Source organism: Enterobacter cloacae complex sp. 677-3DZ2D5B, from assembly GCF_004136695.1.
GTDB classification, from domain to species: Bacteria; Pseudomonadota; Gammaproteobacteria; order Enterobacterales; family Enterobacteriaceae; genus Enterobacter; species Enterobacter hormaechei_C.
In genome coordinates, this window is sequence record NZ_QFLS01000017.1 from 1 (window position 1) to 20,306 (window position 20,306).

The following is a 20,306-nucleotide window of genomic DNA, read 5'->3' on the forward strand; positions in this document are numbered from 1 at the left end:
CTACCACGAGCTTTTTCTTCTGGTGCGTTATCGATCTGGTCGAAAGCACGAGCAGCACCGCCGTAGGTTTTAGCCAGTACGGTAGTGATTGCAGCAGTCAGGGTAGTTTTACCATGGTCAACGTGGCCGATAGTACCAACGTTGACGTGCGGTTTTGTACGTTCAAATTTTTCTTTAGACACGGCTATATTCCTTACTATAGTGCTCTCCCCTTCGGAGAGAGCACGGGACTTAGGTTTTAATCCTGTGGATTACTTACCACGGGCTTCGATAACGGCCTGAGCAACGTTGTTCGGCGCATCATCATACTTCAGGAATTCCATAGTGTATGATGCACGACCTTTGGTCAGAGAACGCAGCTGAGTTGCATATCCGAACATTTCAGACAGCGGAACTTCAGCGTGGATCTTAACGCCAGTTACTTCGGATTCCTGACCACGCAGCATACCGCGACGACGGCTCAAGTCACCGATAACGTCACCGGTGTTCTCTTCAGGAGTTTCTACTTCAACCTTCATGATCGGCTCAAGCAGAACTGGTTTTGCTTTCTTAAAGCCTTCTTTAAAGGCAATAGACGCAGCCAGTTTAAACGCCAGTTCAGAGGAGTCAACGTCGTGGTAAGAACCGAAGTGCAGACGAACACCCATGTCTACAACCGGGTAACCAGCCAGAGGACCAGCTTTCAGCTGCTCCTGGATGCCTTTATCAACGGCAGGGATGTATTCGCCAGGAATTACACCACCTTTGATGTCGTTGATGAACTCGTAACCTTTCGGGTTAGAGCCCGGCTCCAGTGGGTACATGTCGATCACAACGTGACCGTACTGACCGCGACCACCAGACTGCTTAGCGTGTTTACCTTCAACGTCGGTAACTTTCGCGCGAATCGCTTCGCGGTAAGCAACCTGAGGTTTACCCACGTTCGCTTCAACGTTGAATTCACGCTTCATACGGTCAACGATGATGTCCAGGTGCAGTTCACCCATACCAGCGATGATGGTCTGGTTAGATTCTTCATCAGTCCATACACGGAATGATGGGTCTTCTTTCGCCAGACGGCCCAGAGCCAGACCCATTTTTTCCTGGTCAGCTTTGGTTTTTGGTTCAACTGCGATGGAGATTACCGGCTCAGGGAATTCCATACGCTCCAGAATGATCGGGTGATCCGGGTCACACAGAGTGTCACCAGTGGTCACGTCTTTCAGACCGATAGCAGCAGCGATGTCGCCCGCACGAACTTCTTTGATCTCTTCACGTTTGTTAGCGTGCATCTGTACGATACGGCCAAAACGTTCACGCGCCGCTTTCACGGAGTTCAGGATGGTGTCACCGGAGTTAACCACACCAGAGTAAACGCGGAAGAAGGTCAGGTTACCCACGAATGGGTCGGTAGCAATTTTGAACGCCAGTGCAGAGAATGGCTCTTCATCACTTGCGTGACGCTCAGCCGGAGTATCTTTACCGTCGTCCAGGATGCCGTTGATCGCAGGAACGTCAATCGGGGATGGCAGGTAGTCAACTACCGCATCCAGCATCGCCTGAACACCTTTGTTCTTGAACGCAGAACCACAGGTTACCAGGATGATTTCGTTGTTCAGAACGCGCTGACGCAGAGCAGATTTGATCTCTTGCTCAGACAGTTCTTCACCACCCAGGTATTTTTCCATCAGCTCTTCAGAAGCTTCTGCTGCGGATTCGATCAGGTTCTGGTGCCATTCGTCAGCCAGGTCCTGCATCTCTGCCGGGATATCTTCGTATTCGAAGGTAACGCCCGCATCTGCTTCGTTCCAGTTGATGGCTTTCATTTTCACCAGGTCGATAACGCCGGTGAAGCCTTCTTCAGCACCAATTGCCAGCTGAAGCGGAACAGGGTTCGCGCCCAGACGGGTTTTGATCTGGCCAACAACTTTCAGGAAGTTAGCACCCATACGGTCCATTTTGTTAACGAACGCGATGCGTGGAACTTTATATTTGTTTGCCTGACGCCATACGGTTTCAGACTGTGGCTGAACACCACCAACTGCGCAATAAACCATTACCGCGCCGTCAAGAACACGCATGGAACGTTCTACTTCGATGGTGAAGTCAACGTGCCCTGGGGTGTCGATGATGTTTACGCGATGCGGTTCGTACTGCTTAGCCATACCTGACCAGAATGCAGTAGTCGCTGCGGAGGTGATAGTAATACCACGCTCCTGCTCCTGTTCCATCCAGTCCATGGTGGCTGCGCCGTCATGAACTTCACCGATTTTATGGTTTACACCGGTGTAGAACAGAATACGTTCGGTAGTAGTGGTTTTACCGGCGTCGATGTGCGCACTGATACCGATGTTACGGTAGCGTGCGATGGGTGTTGTACGAGCCATTTGATTCCTCGTTTATATCTTTAGGCGTTCAGTTAAGTTACCCAGAGCGGGCGGCTTCTCTGAAGCGCCCGCCTGGTGACTACGACTCCGAAGGGATTACCAACGGTAGTGTGCGAACGCCTTGTTGGCTTCTGCCATACGGTGAACGTCTTCACGTTTCTTAACTGCGGTACCTTTGTTTTCCGCAGCATCAGAAAGTTCGTTCGCCAGACGCAGAGCCATGGATTTATCACCGCGTTTACGAGCAGCTTCAACGATCCAACGCATTGCCAGAGCATTACGACGAACCGGACGAACTTCAACTGGAACCTGATAAGTAGAACCACCAACGCGGCGAGACTTAACTTCTACAGTCGGGCGCACGTTGTCGAGAGCGACTTCGAAGGCTTCCAGTTCATTTTTACCAGAACGCTGAGCCAGGGTCTCCAGCGCGCTGTATACGATTGCTTCTGCGGTAGATTTTTTACCATCTACCATCAGGATATTTACAAATTTTGCCAGCAGTTCTGATCCGAATTTCGGATCTGGAAGAATTTTACGCTGACCAATGACGCGACGACGTGGCATGGGATTACTCCGTTGTTAATTCAGGATTGTCCAAAACTCTACGAGTTTAGTTTGACATTAAGATAAATCAGTTTGGCCTTACTTAACGGAGAACCATTAAGCCTTAGGACGCTTCACGCCGTACTTGGAGCGAGCCTGCTTACGGTCTTTAACACCTGAGCAGTCCAGCGCACCACGAACGGTGTGGTAACGAACACCCGGAAGGTCTTTAACACGACCGCCACGGATCAGGATCACGGAGTGCTCCTGAAGGTTGTGACCTTCACCACCGATGTAGGAAGTCACTTCAAAACCGTTAGTCAAACGCACACGGCATACTTTACGCAGTGCGGAGTTTGGTTTTTTAGGAGTGGTGGTATATACACGAGTACATACGCCACGTTTCTGCGGGCAGGCTTCCAGCGCAGGCACGTTGCTTTTTGCAACTTTGCGTGCACGTGGTTTGCGTACCAGCTGGTTAACTGTTGCCATTAAATAGCTCCTGGTTTTAGCTTTTGCTTCGTAAACACGTAATAAAACGACCTCATACAATATGAGGACGCGAAATTTTAGGGCTACGTCGAAAAGGTGTCAAGAAATATACAGCGATCTCAAATCACCAGTTCATTTGACTGGCGTGCGTCACAGTAAGATTGACGAATTCAGTATAGCCAACCACGTCAATTTTGGCTGAAATTTGACCAGAAAGACCCCGCGCATCCAGATCCTCTTTCAGCGCAGAGACTGTAATGGGGGCATTCGCGAGGATTTCAACAAAACGGCTGCCTTCAAGCGCCGCGAGCACGCCATCCTGAATCAGCAGCAGATCATCACCTTCGCGCAGCATGCTCAGTAACGTGTCGATATCACATTGCCACGGTGAACGGCTCAGGGTATGGAGCATGACAGCCTCAGAAAGTCAGAACGGTATCGTAGTGAGAGAGTTGTTCGCGCAGCGCAGCAGATGTCAGGATCGTCACGTCCAGCACGAACGGTGTTATCTCGTTTAACCCACGCGCGGCCAGCGAGTCGGCGCACACATAGAAGGTTTCAATGTCATAGAGCGGCAGAACTTTAAAGGTCGCAATGTAGTCGCGCGCAAGAATGGCCTGCGGTTGTTGGCCTGCCAGAAGCTGGAATACGCCATCGCCTAAAAAGAAGACGCCGATATCTTCGGTTAATGCCGATGTCGCGAGCAATGCATCCAGCCCTTCCCGGCCTGAAGCGCTGCCATGCGGCGCAGAAGTAAAAACAAACGCTACACGCTTCATCAAAATTGCACCACTCTGTCGCAGGTCAACGCCGCCTGTGCCAGGGCACCTAGACCACTGAGGGAAAAGCCTGGTTGCAGGTTAGCCCCCGCCAGACCAAGGCGTTCGGCTTCGGTCGCATCCGTCACGCCGCGACGCAGTGCCGCCGCGACGCAGATATGCAGGTCAACGCCCTGCGTTTCGTTTAATTTTTGCCAGGCGCGCACAAGGTCAAACTCATCGCTCGCCGGGGACGTAAACTGGTTCGCGTTATAGACCCCTTCACGATAGAAGAAGACGCTTGCCAGTTCATGACCGGCATCAAGCAGCGCATGGGCAAACTGTAGCGCGCTGCTGGCCTGCTGGGTACCGTACGCCGGGCCCGTCACCATTAACGCAAAACGCATTACTTGTCTTGTCCCAGAAAGTCGCCGCTTTTGAACTGGCGAATATAGAGGTAAACCGTGTGTTTGGAGATATTCAGGCGATCGGCCACCTGGTTGATGGCATCTTTGATATCAAAAATCCCTTTCTCATAGAGGTTCAGGACGATCTGACGATTCTTGGCGTTGTTGGATACGTTGCGATCGGCATTCACCTCTTCAATGGTGAACTCCAGCGTCTGGGTCACGAGATCCTCAACCGAAGAAGCAAAGTTCACCGATGAGCCCACGTCCGGCGTTTCTGGCGGGATGAAGGTGCTCATGATTTGCGAGAATGGCACATCAAGGTTCATGTTGATGCACAGCAAACCGATTACCCGGTGTTCGCGGTTTCTAATCGCGATCGTTTCTGATTTCATCAGCACGCCGCTTTTGGCGCGGGTGAAATAGCATTTTGAGACGCTGCTGTCCGCGCCGGTCATGTCATGCAACATACGCAATGCAAGGTCGGTGATTGGCGAACCAATTTTACGGCCAGTGTGCTCACCATTCGCAATGCGGATAGCGGAACACTTAAGATCTTGCAGGGAATGCAATACGATTTCGCAGTGGGAACCAATGAGCATCGCTAACCCGTCCACTACCGCTTCGTAGGATTTCAGAATATCGAAGTCGGTCTGATCAAATGGACGTTGATCCAGCAAATCAAGTTCACTGGTTTCGTTGGTTAAAAGCGACCTGGACATGAAAAAAACACTCCTTTTCAGGAGCCTGTCGTTAGGTTTTCAGGGCAGGCTCATTATCTACACGGACAACTAAATTAATACAGCGTGTATAACGCTTTCCAGTGTTAATTATATCTGCCCCACAATAAAAAAACCGCCGCCTGTAAAGGCGGCGGTTTTTTTCAGCATTACTTCTTAGCTGCTGCGGCTTTGTCGTCAGCCGGTGCGTCTGTTTTCGCATCCGCTTTCGGCGCCGGTTTGATGTCCAGCAGTTCTACATCAAATACCAGCGTGGAGTTAGCCGGGATACCCGGAACGCCGGTTTTGCCGTAAGCCAGATCCGGTGGGATGACCAGCTTGATTTTACCGCCTTTCTTGATGTTCTTCAGGCCTTCGGTCCAGCCCGGGATCACACCATCCAGACGGAAGGAGAGAGGCTCACCACGGGTATAAGAGTTATCGAACTCTTTACCGTCGATCAGCGTACCTTTGTAGTTCACCACAACGGTGTCGCTGTCTTTAGGCGCGTCGCCAGTACCTTCTTTCTCAACCTTATAGATCAGGCCAGTAGAAGACGTTTTAACGCCTTTCTCTTTAGCGAACTTGTCGCGGTAGGCTTTGCCTTTCGCTTCGTTATCTTTAGCATCTGCTTCCATCTTGGTCTGAGCGGCGCCTTTCACGCGCGCTTCAAACGCTTGCAGAGTCTGCTCGATTTCCTGGTCAGACAGTTTGCTCTTGTCTGCGAACGCATCCTGGACCCCTGCGATCAGCTGGTTTTTGTCCAGTTTGATGCCCAGTTTCTCTTGTTCTTTCAGAGAGTTTTCCATGTAACGACCCAGAGACGCGCCAAGTGCGTAGGCGGATTTCTGGTCGTCATTTTTGAATGCCGCTTTGCTGTCTGTAGTCGCAGCAGGCTTCGCAGCAGTATCAGCAGCGAAAGACAGCGGCGCATTGAGCGCTACAGCCATAGTGGTCGCCAGCAGCGTAACTTTAAACAGTGATTTCATCCATATCTCCAGGACCTGAGGTCTCTCACCCCAGTGTTAAACGTAAATGAGTGACGTACTATAAAACGTTGTGGAAGAAATCTACAGACAGACTCCCCCGAATGTCGCTTCTTTTCAGACTATTTTTGTTTAAATAAGTTTCTTGTCAGGGAGATGGATACTGTACTTAAGGAAAAAGTCAGCTAAACTTCGCCGCCGCTGGTCCATTATGGCGAACGACAGATAAACGAGGTGAATGATGAAGGATACAACGATCGAAGCGAGACTGGCTGAGCTGGAAAGCCGCCTGGCTTTTCAGGACATCACCATCGAAGAACTGAACCAGACCGTGACGGCCCATGAGCTTGAAATGGCAAAACTGCGCGATCACATGCGCCTGCTGACGGAAAAGCTGAAGGCCACGCAGCCGTCAAACATTGCCTCTCAGTCAGAAGAGACGCCACCACCTCATTATTGAGGCGTAAAAAAAGCGGGATTATCCCGCTTTTTTATTTTCCGGAGTACGGAATCAGTGGCAACCGCAGCCGCCGTTACCGCAACCACCTTTACCGTGGCCGTGGTCATGACCATGGTCGTGGCCGTGACCACCGCAGCAGCCGTCATGGCCGTGATCGTGGTCATGGTCGTGACCGTGCGCACCGTGAACGTGGCCATGAGCCAGCTCTTCTTCAGTCGCTTCACGGATCGCAACAACTTCTACGTTGAACTTCAGGTTCTGACCCGCCAGCATGTGGTTGCCGTCAACTACAACGTGGTCGTCTTCAACTTCAGTGATTTCAACCGGAACCGGACCCTGGTCAGTTTCCGCCAGGAAGCGCATGCCAACCTGCAACTCGTCAACGCCCATGAATACGTCTTTAGGAACGCGCTGAACCAGGTTGTCGTCATACTGACCGTAAGCGTCGTTCGCGCCTACAGCAACGTCGAATTTGTCGCCAACTTCATGGCCTTCCAGCGCCGTTTCCAGGCCGGAAATCAGGGAACCGTGACCATGCAGGTAGTCCAGCGGCGCACTCACCGGAGACTCATCAACCAACACACCGTCTTCTGTACGTACCTGATAGGCTAGGCTGACCACCAGGTCTTTTGCTACTTTCATGATATCTCCTGAGCGTGGGAAAATTGCTGGCGCAGATTGTAGCGGAAATCTGCACCCGTGTACCCTTAAGCTTAAAAAAACTCAGAGCATATCGCTAGTCTGGATGAAAAATGCCGATCACTTGCTCTTCTTTGCGAACATGATCGCGGGCTTCTTTGTCGGCCTCACGCATCTGGTGACCGCACTTAACACATTCAACGATATCGATATTATTTTCACGCCACATGGCCAGCGTATCTTGCGCCTGGCAGGATGGGCATTTTGCGCCCGCGATAAAGCGTTTACGTACAGCCATCTTTCGTTACCCTTTATTCAAATTCATCCCAGCCGTCGAGCTGGCGTCGTTCCTGTTGCATCTCACGCTGGAAGATCTCCTCCAGTTCGCGACGCGCTTCCCGCACGCGGGAGATCTGCGCCGTGTCGCTGTGCACGGGCATCAGTTCACGCAGCATTCGCATATCCAGCCTGCGGAAATGCATCTGGGCGCGTTGCGCCTGATGAGGATGCATACCCAGCGAAACCAGCGCCTTGCGTCCCAGCTCCAGCGCGCTGGAGAAGGTTTCGCGGGAGAAGTGTTTCACACCCGCCTGCAAAAGTTCGTGAGCCTCCACACGTCCACGCGCACGCGCCAGAATATGCAGATGCGGGAAATGCTGCTGGCACAGCTCCACCAGCTTCATCGTGTCTTCCGGATCGTTACAGGTGATGACGATGGACTCCGCAGCCTCTGCGCCCGCCGAGCGCAACAGCTCAAGCTGCGTCGCATCGCCGTAGTACACCTTATAACCATATTTGCGCATCAGGTTGACGGCGCTGATATCGCGCTCCAGCACCGTGATGCGCATTTTGTTCGCCATCAACAGGCGACCAATCACCTGTCCGAAGCGACCAAAGCCCACGACGATCACCTGCGGTTTATCATCTTCCACCCACGGCGCTTCGTCTTCATCGTCTGCGGGATTCAGGCGGCGCGACAGCAGTTTGTCCACCAGCTTCATCAGCAGCGGGGTGGTCATCATCGACAGCGTGACCGTCACCAGCAGCAGCGCCATCTGGTCATCTTTGAACAGCTTCTGAGACGACGCCGTGGAAAACAGCACAAACGCAAATTCTCCCCCCTGGCTTAACACGCTGGAAAACTGCATTCTTTCCGAGCTGCGCAGCCCGTAAATCCTCGCGAGGAGATACAGCACCAGCGTTTTGACCGCCACCAGCACGGCGACACTCGCAATAACCCACAGCAGATGGGTATAGAGCACGCCAAGATTAAGCGCCATACCCACCGAGATAAAGAACAGCCCTAGCAGCAGCCCCTTAAACGGATCGATGGCGGTCTCCAGCTCGTGGCGGTACTCGCTTTCCGCAAGCAGCACCCCGGCGATAAACGTCCCAAGCGCCATCGACAGCCCCAGCGCATCCATAAACAGCGCTGAGCCAAGCACCAGCAGCAGCGTTGCGGCGGTGAATACCTCGCGCACGCCGGATGCTGCAATAAACCGGAATACCGGACGCAGTAAAAACCGTCCGCCGATCAGCATCCCCGCGAAGGCCAGCACCTTCATGGAGATCTTCATCCAGTCGAAATGATCGTCTCCGGATCCCGCCAGCAGCGGCACCAGCGCCAGCGCCGGGATCACCGCTAAATCCTGGAACAGCAGCACCGAAAAGCCCAGTTGCCCCGCCTCGTTGCGGTTCATCCCTTTGTCGCGCATCAGCTGAAGCGCCATCGCCGTCGACGACATCGCAAGACCGATCCCGCCAATCACCGCGGCCTGCCAGGAAAACTGCGTCAACATCAGCAGTCCCGCGAGAATGGCCGCGCTGAGTAACACCTGCGCCGCCCCGACGCCAAAAATAGATTGCCGCAGCTGCCACAGCTTGGAGGGGTTCAGCTCAAGGCCAATGATGAACATCAGGAAGACCACGCCCAGTTCAGAGAAGTGGAGAATTTCATCCACATCGCTGATAAACCCAAGCCCCCAGGGGCCAATGGCTATCCCCGCCAGCAAATAACCCAGCACCGCGCCAATGCCGAGACGCGCGGCAAGCGGGACCGCGACGACGGCGGCGAACAAAAACAGCACCCCGGCAAGGAGTAAATTCGAACCGTCCATTAGCGTCCTCCCGCCGGAATCGGTGACGCCAGCCATTCGCCATAGGCCCTGGCATGGCTCGCCAGCGCTTTCGGATCCTGCCGCCGTGCCCAGTAGATAATAATTGGGCTCATCCAGTGCATACGGCACATCGCCGCCGTCAGCTCAAACGGCCGCAGAATGTCGCTCATGGGGTAACGGTTCAGCCCGTCGTGACGGTAAGCGCTTTCCGGCTCACCGGTGGTAATGACACTCCGCCAGTACTTTCCCGCCAGCTGGTTGCCCCCCACCCCGCTGGAGAAGCCCCGGCTCAGCACGCGGTCCAGCCACTCTTTCAGCAGTGCCGGACAGCTGTAGGTATAAAGCGGATGCTGGAACACAATCACGTCGTGCTGACGCAGCAGTTCCTGCTCGTAAGGAATATCGATAAAAAAATCGGGATAGTGCGCGTAGAGATCGTGCACCGTTACGTTACTGAGCTGTGTGGCCGGCTTAAGCAGCACCCGGTTCGCCACCGAGTCCTGTGATTCCGGATGGGCATATAGCAGCAGCACTTTCGCTGTCTGAGACATCATTCCCCTCCCGGTTCTGTTTTTGTGTATTGTTGTCGTTTTGGGCTACCATGGCGGCCCGGTGGGGAAAATGGCCCACACCTTACATTATCATAATGACAAATTAACATAGTCGGAACATACGGCGCTTCTATGATTGTTTTCTCCTCGTTACAAATTCGTCGCGGCGTGCGCGTCCTGCTGGATAACGCGACTGCTACCATCAACCCGGGCCAGAAAGTGGGGCTGGTCGGCAAAAACGGCTGCGGTAAATCTACCCTGCTGGCACTGCTGAAAAACGAGATAAGCGCGGATGGCGGTAACTTTACCTTCCCGGGCAACTGGCAGCTCGCCTGGGTGAACCAGGAGACGCCCGCACTGAGCGAACCCGCGCTCGACTATGTTATCGACGGCGACCGTGAATACCGCAAGCTCGAAGCAGAACTCAACGCCGCCAACGAACGCAACGACGGCCACGCCATCGCCACCGTCCACGGCAAGCTGGACGCCATCGATGCCTGGACCATTCGCTCCCGCGCCTCCAGCCTGCTGCACGGCCTGGGTTTCAGCAACGAACAGCTTGAACGCCCGGTGAGCGATTTCTCCGGCGGCTGGCGTATGCGCCTCAACCTGGCGCAGGCGCTGATCTGCCGCTCCGACCTCCTGCTGCTCGATGAACCCACCAACCACCTCGATCTCGATGCGGTTATTTGGCTGGAGAAGTGGCTCAAGAGCTATCAGGGCACTCTGATTCTGATCTCCCACGACCGCGACTTCCTCGATCCGGTGGTGGATAAAATCATTCATATCGAACAGCAAAGCATGTTCGAATACACCGGCAACTACAGCTCTTTCGAGCGCCAGCGCGCGACGCGCCTTGCCCAGCAACAGGCGATGTATGAAAGCCAGCAGCAGCGCGTGGCGCACCTGCAAAGCTTTGTGGATCGCTTCAAGGCCAAGGCGTCAAAAGCCAAGCAGGCGCAGAGCCGCATCAAGATGCTGGAACGCATGGAGATGATCGCTCCCGCGCATGTGGATAACCCATTCCACTTCAGTTTCCGCGAGCCGGAGAGCCTGCCGAACCCGCTGCTGAAAATGGAAAAAGTGAGCGCGGGCTATGGCGATCGCATTATCCTCGACTCTATCAAGCTCAACCTGGTGCCAGGTTCACGCATTGGCCTGCTGGGGCGTAACGGCGCCGGTAAATCGACGCTGATCAAGCTGCTGGCGGGCGAGCTTAACCCGGTCAGCGGCGAAATCGGCCTGGCGAAAGGCATCAAGCTTGGCTACTTCGCCCAGCATCAGCTGGAATTTTTACGCGCGGATGAATCGCCGATCCAGCACCTGGCGCGCCTGGCGCCGCAGGAAATGGAGCAGAAGCTGCGCGACTACCTCGGCGGCTTTGGCTTCCAGGGCGATAAGGTGACTGAAAATACAGCGCGTTTCTCCGGTGGTGAAAAAGCGCGTCTGGTACTGGCGCTGATCGTCTGGCAGCGTCCAAACCTGCTGCTGCTTGATGAACCAACCAACCACCTCGATCTCGACATGCGTCAGGCGCTGACCGAAGCGCTGATTGAGTTCGAAGGGGCGCTGGTTGTCGTGTCGCACGATCGCCACCTGATCCGCTCCACCACCGACGATCTCTATCTGGTACACGGCGGCAAAGTCGAACCGTTTGACGGCGACCTGGAAGACTACCAGCAGTGGCTGACGGACGTGCAGAAGCAGGAAAACCAGCCGGAAGAGTCAGCGAAAGACAACGCCAACAGCGCCCAGGCGCGTAAAGACCAGAAGCGCCGTGAAGCGGAGCTGCGCACCCAGACGCAACCGCTGCGTAAAGAGATTGCCCGCCTCGAAAAAGAGATGGAAAAGCTCAACGCCACGCTTGCTGCCGTCGAAGAGAAGCTGGGCGACAGCGAACTGTACGATCAGAGCCGCAAAGCGGAGCTGACGGACTGTCTGCAAACTCAGGCGAAAACCAAATCCAGCCTCGAAGAGTGCGAAATGGCATGGCTGGATGCGCAGGAACAGCTGGAAGCGATGCTGCAAGCCGACTAACACGCCGGGAGGGCTATGAGCTTCGATACCACGAGCGAGATTACATTCCGTAAGCTCAGCATCTTCATGACGTTTATGGAGAAGGGCAATATCGCACGTACCGCCGAAACGCTCGGCCTGAGCGGTGTCAGCGTGCACCGCGCGCTGCATACCCTCGAAGAGAACGTCCGCTGCCCGCTCTTTGCTCACAAAGGGCGTAACCTGATTGCCCTCCCCTCCGCATGGACGCTGCTGGAGTATTGTCAGGAGGTGATGCAGGTGATGGAGCGCGGGCTGGAAGAGTCGCGCAAGATCGCCGGTATCGGCCAGGGACGGTTGCGCGTCGGCACGCTCTACTCGCTGACTCTGGAAACCGTGCCGCGCCTGATAATGGGCATGAAGCTGCGCCGTCCGGATCTGGAGATGGATCTGACGATGGGCTCGAACGAAACCCTGCTCCATATGCTGGATGAGGGATCGCTGGATGCGATTTTAATCTCTATCTCCGAAAGCGATATCGACCGTAACAGCCTCGAAGTGCTTCCTCTGTTCCATGACGATATTTTCCTTGCCGCACCGGCTTCTGCCACGCTCAATACCAGCGGCCCCGCCGATCTGCGCGACTATAAAGATCGGAAGTTCGTCGCCCTCGCGGAAGGGTTCGCCACTTACGCCGGGTTTCAGGAAGCGTTTCATATCGCCGGTTTCGAGCCGGAGATTGTGACGCGCGTGAACGATATCTTCTCGATGCTGAGCCTGGTGCAGGCGGGAGTCGGGTTTACGCTGATGCCGGGCAGGATGAAGAAAGTGTACGAAAATTCGGTGCAGCTACTGAAGCTGGCGCAGCCGTACCAGATGCAGCAGCTGATTGCGATCGTCTTTGCCCGCAACCGCGAGCAGGATCCGAGCCTGCGGGCGCTGGCCGCGGAAGGGCGGATGTATGCCAGAAGTTTGCAGGATAGTGCCTGATGTTATTACCCGGTGGCGCTACGCTTACCGGGCAAAAAGTCACCGCTGAAGCCGACCCGCCAGATGCACCGCCACGTCCACTCCGCTGCGCTCCAGCGAAATGGATTCGCCTTCCCACGCCGCCTGCCGCGTCAGACAGGTCAGAATACCCCCAGGCGGCATCTCAATCGCCAGACGCGCTTCGCGCTCGTTAGCGGAAATCACCGCCTCCTGCCAGCGCACGGTTCGCGCCATATTCATCGCCAGGTCGTCGGCAATTTTCTCTGGCTGCCAAAGCACGCGCCCGGTACTGCCGCTCAGGTACGCGCAGCGGGGGCGTGAAAGCGTGACTGATTCAAACGCCGCGGCCAGCTTCTGCGCCGGTTCCGCCAGCAATTCACAGTGCGACGGCACGCTTACCGCCAGCCGTTTGGCCTTGTTCGCGCCCTTCGCCAGCGCGCGTTCGGCTACCTGCGCCATGCCGTCATCGGCTCCGGCAATCACGATCTGCGTTTCGGCGTTCAGGTTAGCGATATAGGTTCCTGTCCCCTGAATCAGGTTTTCCACCTGGGGCAGGGTCAACCCCATTATCGCCGTCAGGCCGTAGCCGTGGGGATACGCCTGCTCCATCAGATCGCCGCGCAGCGCCACCAGCTTCAGCGCGTCCGTAAAGTCCAGCGCACCGGCGATAACCGCCGCAGGATAAGCGCCAATGGACAGCCCGCTGACGATATCCGGCGACACGCCGCGACGTTCCAGCTCGCGCGCCCAAGCCACGCCTGCAATCAACAGCGAAAGCTGAACCGCGCGGGTGTGGGTTAACGAGGATGCGCTGTCCAGGGTATCAACTTCCGCCCCCAGCACAGCACGGGCCTGCTCCAGCTCTGTTCCCGGCAGGTTTTGCAGCATACCTTCATGCTGTGTGCCCTGCCCTGGAAAGGTAAACAGTATTTTCATTACTCCTCCCTGTGCCATGGATCCGCCACCAGGCGCGGCCCATATTGCGTTTTTAACAGCGTTTTGCCGTCGCGTAACCATTCCGCCAGCGCGAATCCGCCCTCGGGCGTATCCACCTGTGTATCCGCCCGGCACAACGCACGACTGAGCTGAGCCTGCCAGTCAGTAAACGCCTCAGGGGAAACGGTACACGGGGCGCGGATCAGCAGATCGAGATCGCTGTCGGCGTGGATCACCGGAATGCCGGTCGCCAGCGCGTAACCCGTACTGCCGGTTATCCCCCACGTCCACGGCCATGACTGCTGCGCAAGCTGAAGCGCCACCTGAACCGGCGGCTGGGTGATAAACGGCGAACGCAGCAGGTCGGCGGCAACGCTCAAATCTTCGGGCGACACCACGCGCAACACGTTCTCAGGCTTCACCCATCCGGCCGCCCGCTGGTCGCGGCGCAATCCCCGCACGCCAACGGGAATACGGCCTTCATTATCAACATCACGCCGCACCACTACCGGCAGCCCGGTATGCCAGGCCGCGTCCACCCAGGATTCAGTAATCCCTTCCAGGGCGTCGCGCGCGGTAAGCCAGATGAGGTCGTGTGGGCGTAATGTTGTGGTCATGATTACATTCCTGAAGTCAGCGAGATAAACAGCGGCAGCGACAGGATACACAGTATGGAGCTCAACAGCAGCACGGCTTCAGCATCCGGCGACTGCACGCCAAAGCGGTTACCGAACACCACGCCAAAGAAGCCCGCAGACAGCGCAATCATCAGGATGGCGGTGATAGCCACGGAGCCGTGCAGACCGAAGATTAAAACGATACCCCAGGCAATCGCTGGCTGGATCAGCAGCTTGGCGATAGTAGAAGTGATCACCATGGTGTTGATCTGAAGCTTACGCGCGGAGAGGATCACGCCGGTCAGGAACAGCGCCGCAGCGGTCGCGGACAGTCCCAGCGGTTTAATCGCCGCCAGCACCAGCTCCGGCATTGTGATGCCGATAGCGGACAGGATCACACCCAACAGCGGGCCCATCACGATCGGTTTTTTAATGGAGCGCCACATCAGCACCGGCAGCATGGAAAGCGTTGAACCGGAGTTATTGCCTTCGGCGCGCGCTTTCTCACGCTCCAGAATCAGCAGGCAGAACGGGGTCATCAGCACTGAACCACAGGCGATGGAGACCGCCACGGACAGCGACGTTGAAGAGCCTTCGCCCAGCACGCTGCCCAGAATCGGCAGGCCAAGCGCCGCGTAGTTTGGCAAGGCGACGGTAAGCGTCAGCACGGCCGCATCTTGCGGGGATTTTTTAAATACGTTTGTCGCGAGGAAGTAGATGACCGCATAGGTGATCCACATCGCCAGGGTGAGCACCAGGATCAGCGGCGACTGCGCCACGATGCCGGTCCACGGGGTTTGCACGGTGGCGCTGAATAGCGCGGCCGGGAGTGCAAAATCCATCACGAAGATATTCAGCAGGGAAACATTTTTGTTATCGACCATCTTTGCCTTACCGGCCCAGAATCCCAGCAGCATGATGACGAAAATCGGTGCAAGAGCATGAACAATTACGTAAGTCATAAATCACCTGTAGTAAAAAAGTTTAAGCACTGGCGCGATGTTTATTATTTTCAGGATGCAGGTTCCCGCGTGGACGCAACGGGCGCGCCCACGGGGTGATGCATCTGGCAGGTCTCTTTTTACTTACCAGCTGGCTCGCATACGTTCACGTACGAGCGCTGAGCTGCGGCGGTTGTCAGCACCCAGACGGTTTTTCAACGTGGTGTCCTGACGAGCGTCACTGATGGCCTGTTGCAGGGTGGTTTTCACCCGCGTCAGATCGCTTTCGGAAGGGGCATCCGGATTGCTGATATCCAGCAGGTCGGAAAGCAGCCCCAGCGTGGCGTAGTTGCTGATGTCGTACGCCATTGGCGGGATGGTTGCCGCCAGTTTTTCCAGCGCCTCAACGGTACGCAGCGTAATGCGCGCCGCAGACTCTTTGCCCATGGCGTGGATCAGCACGCCTTTATCGTTGAAGGCAATCAGACGGTTAGCCTGGTAGCCGTGCGCCAGAAACGCGCCGGACATGGCCTTACCGACGATAAGACCAATCACCGGATGACCTGCCAGCCGCGCATTAGCGTAGGCGGCAGCGGCGCCGGCCAGCGCCTGGTGGATGCCAAACGCCTCTTCGCGACGGCCATAGGCCTGGCTTGGGACATCGATCACCGCCACAATCGGGCGCTTCACGGCTTTATCTGCATCAGCGGCAACGGTTTCGCTGACCACTTTTGCCAGCGTCCAGCCTTCCAGCAGGCCGACTTCCCCTTGCGCCGCGCGCGGGAAGTGGTTGTTGGCGTCCGGCACCACGGCGACAAAACGCACCGTTTCACCGTTCAGCTCGCCGTCTGCGGCCTGCACGGACGGGCATAACCCCTCCAGACGTTTCGCGTTCGGGGCCAGAGTTTCCAGCCAGAGTTCGCCACGGCTAATTGAGTTAGTCATCATTTCACCTCCCGGGCAAAAAGCGCTTTAATCTGTTCGGCATCGGCCTGTTTGCGGGTGTCGAAATTCGTCAGACGGTTCAGATAATCGTCGTAGTTATCGGTGCGATGTTTCGCCGGTACGCCTTTGGCGATGGCCTCGTTCATCGCGGCTTTCACCGCGTTCACGCCGTCGCCGACGAGCGCGTCCACCAGCCCGCTTTCATAGCGCACTTCGCCGCCGGTCATGCTCCAGATAAACGGACGGTCGCGGGAGTCGTACTCTTCAATGCCCGCTTCCTGCTCAATAACCTGCGGGCCGTTGAGGCCAAGACGCGCTTCGCGGGTCACAATCAGATAGCTGCACAGCGCCGCGGCGATAGACATCCCGCCGAAGCAGCCTACGGTCCCGGCGACAATCCCGACGACCGGGGTATAGCGACGCAGGTCAACGATCGCGGCGTGGATATCGGCAATCGCCGCCAGGCCGAGGTTGGCTTCCTGCAAACGCACGCCACCGGTTTCGAGGCACAGTACCGCCTGAGTCGGAATGCCGTTGCGGTTATCTTCCGCCGCCAGCTCCAGCGCCGCCGCCATTTTGGCGCCGGACACTTCGCCCATGCTGCCGCCCTGGAAGGTGCCTTCAATCGCCACCACCACCGCAGGCTGGCCGTTGATGGTCCCTTTCGCGACCACCATGCCGTCATCAGCCTGAGGAACAATCCCCTGTGGCCCAAGCCATGGAGAAATAATGCCTTCGAACGGATCCAGCAGTTCGCGGTAGCTGCCGTCGTCGAGCAGCGCCTGTGCACGCTGGCGCGCTTTTAGTTCGATAAAGCTGCTGTCATCACGCATGATTCACCCCTTCAAAGACCTGTTCGATACGAATGCGTGCCACGCCCGGCGTCGCGCCGAAGTCGTGGATGGTCAGCTTACCTGCGGGCAGGCTGCTGACGGTTTGCAGGCGGTTGAACAACGCCTTCCAGCGCCCGCGGCTGTTGTCGACGGAGGTGGTGATATCAATGGTTAAGGTCTGGCCCGGTTCGGCGGTGAAAAGCACCTCCATATCCCCGGAACCGACTACCCCTGCCAGCGCCCTGCCGCTTACTTCGCGGCTGGCGGGCACGGTCAATGTGATTTTTTCCATAACATCCTCTTAATGCTTTGAATAGGGCGTTTCGACGCGGTCAAGAAACAGCGTGGCGGCAAGCAGGTCTGCGGCTCCGCCCGGCGAGGCGTTAAGCGCCAGCATCTGACGGTCTAACCGCGCCAGCGCCTGCTGCCCGGCGAGCGTTGCGCATCCTCCGGCGTTCAGCACTGCACGGGCGCCGTTCTGCATGGCGTCCAGCCCCTCCATGCCGGCGCGCGACAGCACGCAGGTGTCGGTGAGCGAGGTCATGATCGCCATCAGCGCGTCGAGTCTGGCCTGCGTTTCGCTGCTGCCGTTGAGACGGCTGAGGCGAAGCTGCGGCAGCGCGCGCTGCATGATGTGCGGAAACGCCTGCTGAGCCTCTTCACGCGCACCCGGTACACGGTAGCGGTGCGTGACGCGTAACCCCTTGCTGAACACTTTCGGCGCCGCGTCATCCGGCAGCTTCGCCAGCTGAGCGGCGATGTTCGCGACGGTTTGCGCCCGGGCATCGCCGCCCAGCATCGCCACCGCGCTCACCAGCAATCCCAGCGCCCAGATCGCGCCACGGTGCGTGTTCACGCCGTCGGTAGCGGCCATCATCTGCCGTTCACCTTCGCGACCCAGGCGGCCAACGGTTTGCCGGAGGGCAATATCTGCCGGACGCTGCCAGCTCTGCTGCGCCAGCGCCTGAAACGTGGGGGTCAGGCTGCGAGCGGAGCGCTCCATCAGCGCAAGCGATAAATCGTGGTGCGCGCCGTTCCCCCGGCTGTCCACCAGACCGGGCTTCGGGCTTAAACGTGCTTCGTCAATCAGACACTGCGTGGCGGTTCGCGCCAGCCATTCGGCACCGCCTTCAACCTGGATCTGGGGCAGAAGTTTCATTACCAGCTCCGGAATTTCGCAGGTGGGTTATACAGACCACCGGACCACTCAACGAGATCAGCCACGCTGCCCGCAGCCAGCAGAGAGCGAGTGGCATCGGTACGACGAATGCCCATATCTTCCGGATACACAACCTTGCCGCTCTGGCGCAGTTCCGCCACGCGTTTGGCGTCAACGCCCAGACCGATATCGGTGATACCCGCCACGGCGGCGACCATGGCGCGACGCTCTTCCAGATCTTTCGCCCGGTAGAGGTAAGCAATCCCCTCTTCCGTCAGCACGTGGGTGACGTCATCGCCGTAAATCATGACCGGCGCCAGCGGCATACCGGAGGCTTTCGCGACGTCAACAGCGTCGAGTTTTTCCACGAAGGTTGGCTTCACGCCCGCCTGGAAGGTTTCCACCATCTGCACAACCAGCTTTTTACCGCGCTGCATCGGGTCAGGCTCGGTGATCATGTTCAGCCAGGCCGGTGTGGCGTGGCGACGACCGTGCGGATCGTGGCCCATGTTTGGCGCGCCGCCGAAGCCGGAAAGACGGCCGCGAGTCACGGTTGAGGAGTTAGCGTAACCATCAACCTGTAGCGTGGAGCCGATAAACATATCGACCGCGTACTGACCAGCCAGCTGACAGAAGGCGCGGTTAGAGCGCATGGAGCCGTCAGCACCGGTAAAGAACACGTCCGGACGAGCGCGGATGTACTCTTCCATCCCCAGCTCGCCGCCGAAGCAGTGGACGCTCTCCACCCAGCCGCTTTCGATGGCCGGGATCAGCGTTGGATGCGGGTTCAAAGTCCAGTGTTTACAGATTTTGCCTTTGAGTCCGAGCTGTTCGCCGTAGGTTGGCAGCAGCAGCTCGATCGCTGCGGTGTTAAAGCCAATCCCGTGGTTCAGGGACTGCACCTGGTGTTCGGCGTAGATGCCTTTAATCGCCATCATCGCCATCAGGATGTGTTCCTGTTTGATCAGGCGTGGGTCGCGGGTGAAAAGCGGTTCGATAAAGAACGGCTTATCGGCAACCACCACAAAATCAATCCACGAGCCCGGAATATCCACACGCGGAAGGTCGCACTCGTCATCCACCAGCTCGTTCACCTGCGCGATGACGATGCCGTCGTGGAACGCGGCGGCTTCCACCAGCGCCGGGGTATCTTCGGTACTCGCCCCGGTATAGAGGTTGCCTTTGCGGTCCGCTTTAAAACCGGCAATCAGCGCCACGTTTGGCGAAAGGTCGACGTATAAACGTGAGTAGAGTTCGATGTAGGTGTGAATCGCCCCGATTTCGAGCTGACCATCCTCCAGCAGCTGCGAAATGCGCAGGCTTTGCGTACCGGAGAAGGAGAAGTCGAGCTTGCGGGCGATGCCTTTCTCAAAGATGTCCAGATGTTCGCTGCGGCCCACGCTCGGCATGATCATATGCAGATCGTGCACGATTTGCGGGTTCACTTCCGCCAGTGAACGGGAAAGGAAATCCGCCTGCTTCTGGTTGTTGCCTTCCAGAACGACTTTGTCGCCTGGTGCGATCAGTTTTTCCAGCATGGCGACAAGATCGCCGGTTGGCAGTACCTTGCCCTGCACCGGTACGGACGCCAGACGACGCGCTTTCTCACTGCGTCGGGTGTTCCATTGCCGGGTGGGTGTTTGCCCAGATAACATTATTAACCTCCTGATTCAGCACATCATTCTGATTTGCTTAACGTTGAGTAAAGTGTGCGCTCTGGTGAGAAAGGCATCAATTAAGCGTAGAGGCAAATCATTAGCCTGAGAGTAATAATCGAGGTAAATATTTGTGATCGGGATCAGTTCATGTTTCGGAAAAACGGGCTAAACGGGGTACAATTCGGAAGGTA

The 20,306-nt window shown here is 56.5% G+C and carries 24 protein-coding genes; 3 read left to right on the forward strand and 21 right to left on the reverse strand.

Going from position 1 to position 20,306, the window contains the following annotated elements; translation table 11 throughout:
• The 9 genes from DD597_RS21150 to fkpA all read right to left on the reverse strand — a co-directional run.
• Positions 1 to 182 (reverse strand): GTP-binding protein (locus tag DD597_RS21150; RefSeq protein WP_023994387.1); only part of this gene is annotated, 182 nt, incomplete at its 3' end.
• A 69-nt stretch (positions 183 to 251) separates the two neighbouring features.
• Complete coding sequence (fusA, locus tag DD597_RS21155; RefSeq protein ID WP_022651946.1) at positions 252 to 2,366, reverse strand: elongation factor G; 2,115 nt, start codon at positions 2,364 to 2,366, stop codon at positions 252 to 254.
• Positions 2,367 to 2,462: 96 nt separating this feature from the next.
• Positions 2,463 to 2,933 (reverse strand): 30S ribosomal protein S7, encoded by a 471-nt coding sequence (gene rpsG, locus DD597_RS21160; RefSeq protein ID WP_003861706.1) that lies wholly within the window; start codon positions 2,931 to 2,933, stop codon positions 2,463 to 2,465.
• A gap of 96 nt (positions 2,934 to 3,029) precedes the next feature.
• Positions 3,030 to 3,404, reverse strand: a complete 375-nt coding sequence (gene rpsL / locus DD597_RS21165; protein WP_000246815.1) for a 30S ribosomal protein S12 — start codon at positions 3,402 to 3,404, stop codon at positions 3,030 to 3,032.
• A gap of 124 nt (positions 3,405 to 3,528) precedes the next feature.
• A complete protein-coding gene (tusB, locus tag DD597_RS21170; RefSeq protein WP_047055082.1) occupies positions 3,529 to 3,816 on the reverse strand; it encodes a sulfurtransferase complex subunit TusB in 288 nt (95 codons plus the stop codon).
• A gap of 7 nt (positions 3,817 to 3,823) precedes the next feature.
• The gene (gene tusC, locus DD597_RS21175) at positions 3,824 to 4,183 is read right to left on the reverse strand and encodes a sulfurtransferase complex subunit TusC (protein WP_023323813.1); all 360 of its coding nucleotides are present in this window, start codon (positions 4,181 to 4,183) and stop codon (positions 3,824 to 3,826) included.
• The gene (gene tusD, locus DD597_RS21180; protein WP_003861699.1) at positions 4,183 to 4,569 is read right to left on the reverse strand and encodes a sulfurtransferase complex subunit TusD; all 387 of its coding nucleotides are present in this window, start codon (positions 4,567 to 4,569) and stop codon (positions 4,183 to 4,185) included. Before tusD ends, tusC begins: the two co-directional genes overlap by 1 nt.
• A complete protein-coding gene (locus DD597_RS21185; protein WP_003861697.1) occupies positions 4,569 to 5,291 on the reverse strand; it encodes a transcriptional regulator in 723 nt (240 codons plus the stop codon). Before DD597_RS21185 ends, tusD begins: the two co-directional genes overlap by 1 nt.
• Positions 5,292 to 5,458: 167 nt before the next feature.
• Positions 5,459 to 6,277 carry an FKBP-type peptidyl-prolyl cis-trans isomerase gene (gene fkpA, locus DD597_RS21190; protein ID WP_003861695.1) on the reverse strand — a complete coding sequence of 273 codons (819 nt, stop codon included), beginning with the start codon at positions 6,275 to 6,277 and terminating at the stop codon, positions 5,459 to 5,461.
• A 238-nt stretch (positions 6,278 to 6,515) separates the two neighbouring features.
• Between fkpA and DD597_RS21195 the strand changes: the two genes are divergently transcribed.
• Positions 6,516 to 6,734 carry a protein SlyX gene (locus tag DD597_RS21195; RefSeq protein WP_003861693.1) on the forward strand — a complete coding sequence of 73 codons (219 nt, stop codon included), beginning with the start codon at positions 6,516 to 6,518 and terminating at the stop codon, positions 6,732 to 6,734.
• Positions 6,735 to 6,785: 51 nt separating this feature from the next.
• Here DD597_RS21195 and slyD read toward each other — a convergent pair whose 3' ends face one another.
• The 4 genes from slyD to kefG form a co-directional block, all read right to left on the reverse strand.
• Positions 6,786 to 7,376 (reverse strand): peptidylprolyl isomerase, encoded by a 591-nt coding sequence (gene slyD / locus DD597_RS21200; RefSeq protein WP_003861691.1) that lies wholly within the window; start codon positions 7,374 to 7,376, stop codon positions 6,786 to 6,788.
• 94 nt (positions 7,377 to 7,470) lie between these two features.
• A complete protein-coding gene (locus tag DD597_RS21205) occupies positions 7,471 to 7,671 on the reverse strand; it encodes a YheV family putative zinc ribbon protein (protein ID WP_003861689.1) in 201 nt (66 codons plus the stop codon).
• Positions 7,672 to 7,684: 13 nt separating this feature from the next.
• Positions 7,685 to 9,490 carry a glutathione-regulated potassium-efflux system protein KefB gene (kefB, locus tag DD597_RS21210; protein ID WP_003861688.1) on the reverse strand — a complete coding sequence of 602 codons (1,806 nt, stop codon included), beginning with the start codon at positions 9,488 to 9,490 and terminating at the stop codon, positions 7,685 to 7,687.
• A complete protein-coding gene (kefG, locus tag DD597_RS21215; protein WP_059288194.1) occupies positions 9,490 to 10,044 on the reverse strand; it encodes a glutathione-regulated potassium-efflux system ancillary protein KefG in 555 nt (184 codons plus the stop codon). Before kefG ends, kefB begins: the two co-directional genes overlap by 1 nt.
• 129 nt (positions 10,045 to 10,173) lie before the next feature.
• Here kefG and DD597_RS21220 point away from each other — a divergent pair, with 129 nt between their 5' ends.
• Together DD597_RS21220 and DD597_RS21225 are read left to right on the forward strand one after the other, a co-directional pair.
• Positions 10,174 to 12,078 (forward strand): ABC transporter ATP-binding protein, encoded by a 1,905-nt coding sequence (locus DD597_RS21220; protein ID WP_003861684.1) that lies wholly within the window; start codon positions 10,174 to 10,176, stop codon positions 12,076 to 12,078.
• Between the two features lie 15 nt (positions 12,079 to 12,093).
• Positions 12,094 to 13,026, forward strand: a complete 933-nt coding sequence (locus DD597_RS21225) for a LysR substrate-binding domain-containing protein (RefSeq protein WP_129256565.1) — start codon at positions 12,094 to 12,096, stop codon at positions 13,024 to 13,026.
• A 39-nt stretch (positions 13,027 to 13,065) separates the two neighbouring features.
• Here DD597_RS21225 and mdcH read toward each other — a convergent pair whose 3' ends face one another.
• The 8 genes from mdcH to mdcA form a co-directional block, all read right to left on the reverse strand.
• Entirely contained in the window at positions 13,066 to 13,962 is an 897-nt protein-coding gene (gene mdcH, locus DD597_RS21230; RefSeq protein ID WP_003861680.1) for a malonate decarboxylase subunit epsilon, read from the reverse strand.
• Complete coding sequence (locus DD597_RS21235) at positions 13,962 to 14,579, reverse strand: malonate decarboxylase holo-ACP synthase (protein WP_003861679.1); 618 nt, start codon at positions 14,577 to 14,579, stop codon at positions 13,962 to 13,964. Before DD597_RS21235 ends, mdcH begins: the two co-directional genes overlap by 1 nt.
• A 2-nt stretch (positions 14,580 to 14,581) precedes the next feature.
• On the reverse strand, positions 14,582 to 15,541 hold the full coding sequence (locus tag DD597_RS21240) for an AEC family transporter (RefSeq protein ID WP_023314938.1): 960 nt from the start codon (positions 15,539 to 15,541) through the stop codon (positions 14,582 to 14,584).
• A 123-nt stretch (positions 15,542 to 15,664) separates the two neighbouring features.
• Complete coding sequence (gene mdcE, locus DD597_RS21245) at positions 15,665 to 16,465, reverse strand: biotin-independent malonate decarboxylase subunit gamma (protein WP_003861675.1); 801 nt, start codon at positions 16,463 to 16,465, stop codon at positions 15,665 to 15,667.
• Entirely contained in the window at positions 16,465 to 17,298 is an 834-nt protein-coding gene (locus tag DD597_RS21250; RefSeq protein WP_003861672.1) for a biotin-independent malonate decarboxylase subunit beta, read from the reverse strand. The genes mdcE and DD597_RS21250 overlap by 1 nt, the downstream gene beginning before the upstream one ends.
• Positions 17,291 to 17,590, reverse strand: a complete 300-nt coding sequence (gene mdcC, locus DD597_RS21255) for a malonate decarboxylase acyl carrier protein (RefSeq protein WP_129256566.1) — start codon at positions 17,588 to 17,590, stop codon at positions 17,291 to 17,293. The genes DD597_RS21250 and mdcC overlap by 8 nt, the downstream gene beginning before the upstream one ends.
• Before the next feature lie 9 nt (positions 17,591 to 17,599).
• A complete protein-coding gene (locus DD597_RS21260; protein ID WP_129256567.1) occupies positions 17,600 to 18,457 on the reverse strand; it encodes a triphosphoribosyl-dephospho-CoA synthase in 858 nt (285 codons plus the stop codon).
• A complete protein-coding gene (mdcA, locus tag DD597_RS21265) occupies positions 18,457 to 20,112 on the reverse strand; it encodes a malonate decarboxylase subunit alpha (protein WP_003861669.1) in 1,656 nt (551 codons plus the stop codon). Before mdcA ends, DD597_RS21260 begins: the two co-directional genes overlap by 1 nt.
• Between the last annotated feature and the right edge of the window lie 194 nt (positions 20,113 to 20,306).

Bases quoted from the DNA above. Each gene is read 5' to 3' on its own strand.
- DD597_RS21240 (WP_023314938.1), bottom strand. From the start codon at position 15,541: ATGACTTACGTAATTGTTCATGCTCTTGCACCGATTTTCGTCATCATG.
- mdcC (WP_129256566.1), bottom strand. From the start codon at position 17,590: ATGGAAAAAATCACATTGACCGTGCCCGCCAGCCGCGAAGTAAGCGGC.
- kefG (WP_059288194.1), bottom strand. From the start codon at position 10,044: ATGATGTCTCAGACAGCGAAAGTGCTGCTGCTATATGCCCATCCGGAA.
- slyD (WP_003861691.1), bottom strand. From the start codon at position 7,376: ATGAAAGTAGCAAAAGACCTGGTGGTCAGCCTAGCCTATCAGGTACGT.
- fusA (WP_022651946.1), bottom strand. From the start codon at position 2,366: ATGGCTCGTACAACACCCATCGCACGCTACCGTAACATCGGTATCAGT.
- DD597_RS21235 (WP_003861679.1), bottom strand. From the start codon at position 14,579: ATGACCACAACATTACGCCCACACGACCTCATCTGGCTTACCGCGCGC.
- tusD (WP_003861699.1), bottom strand. From the start codon at position 4,569: ATGCGTTTTGCGTTAATGGTGACGGGCCCGGCGTACGGTACCCAGCAG.
- mdcH (WP_003861680.1), bottom strand. From the start codon at position 13,962: ATGAAAATACTGTTTACCTTTCCAGGGCAGGGCACACAGCATGAAGGT.
- rpsL (WP_000246815.1), bottom strand. From the start codon at position 3,404: ATGGCAACAGTTAACCAGCTGGTACGCAAACCACGTGCACGCAAAGTT.
- DD597_RS21260 (WP_129256567.1), bottom strand. From the start codon at position 18,457: ATGAAACTTCTGCCCCAGATCCAGGTTGAAGGCGGTGCCGAATGGCTG.
- DD597_RS21205 (WP_003861689.1), bottom strand. From the start codon at position 7,671: ATGGCTGTACGTAAACGCTTTATCGCGGGCGCAAAATGCCCATCCTGC.
- fkpA (WP_003861695.1), bottom strand. From the start codon at position 6,277: ATGAAATCACTGTTTAAAGTTACGCTGCTGGCGACCACTATGGCTGTA.
- DD597_RS21220 (WP_003861684.1), top strand. From the start codon at position 10,174: ATGATTGTTTTCTCCTCGTTACAAATTCGTCGCGGCGTGCGCGTCCTG.
- DD597_RS21195 (WP_003861693.1), top strand. From the start codon at position 6,516: ATGAAGGATACAACGATCGAAGCGAGACTGGCTGAGCTGGAAAGCCGC.
- DD597_RS21250 (WP_003861672.1), bottom strand. From the start codon at position 17,298: ATGCGTGATGACAGCAGCTTTATCGAACTAAAAGCGCGCCAGCGTGCA.
- tusB (WP_047055082.1), bottom strand. From the start codon at position 3,816: ATGCTCCATACCCTGAGCCGTTCACCGTGGCAATGTGATATCGACACG.
- DD597_RS21225 (WP_129256565.1), top strand. From the start codon at position 12,094: ATGAGCTTCGATACCACGAGCGAGATTACATTCCGTAAGCTCAGCATC.
- mdcA (WP_003861669.1), bottom strand. From the start codon at position 20,112: ATGTTATCTGGGCAAACACCCACCCGGCAATGGAACACCCGACGCAGT.
- rpsG (WP_003861706.1), bottom strand. From the start codon at position 2,933: ATGCCACGTCGTCGCGTCATTGGTCAGCGTAAAATTCTTCCAGATCCG.
- tusC (WP_023323813.1), bottom strand. From the start codon at position 4,183: ATGAAGCGTGTAGCGTTTGTTTTTACTTCTGCGCCGCATGGCAGCGCT.
- mdcE (WP_003861675.1), bottom strand. From the start codon at position 16,465: ATGACTAACTCAATTAGCCGTGGCGAACTCTGGCTGGAAACTCTGGCC.
- kefB (WP_003861688.1), bottom strand. From the start codon at position 9,490: ATGGACGGTTCGAATTTACTCCTTGCCGGGGTGCTGTTTTTGTTCGCC.
- DD597_RS21185 (WP_003861697.1), bottom strand. From the start codon at position 5,291: ATGTCCAGGTCGCTTTTAACCAACGAAACCAGTGAACTTGATTTGCTG.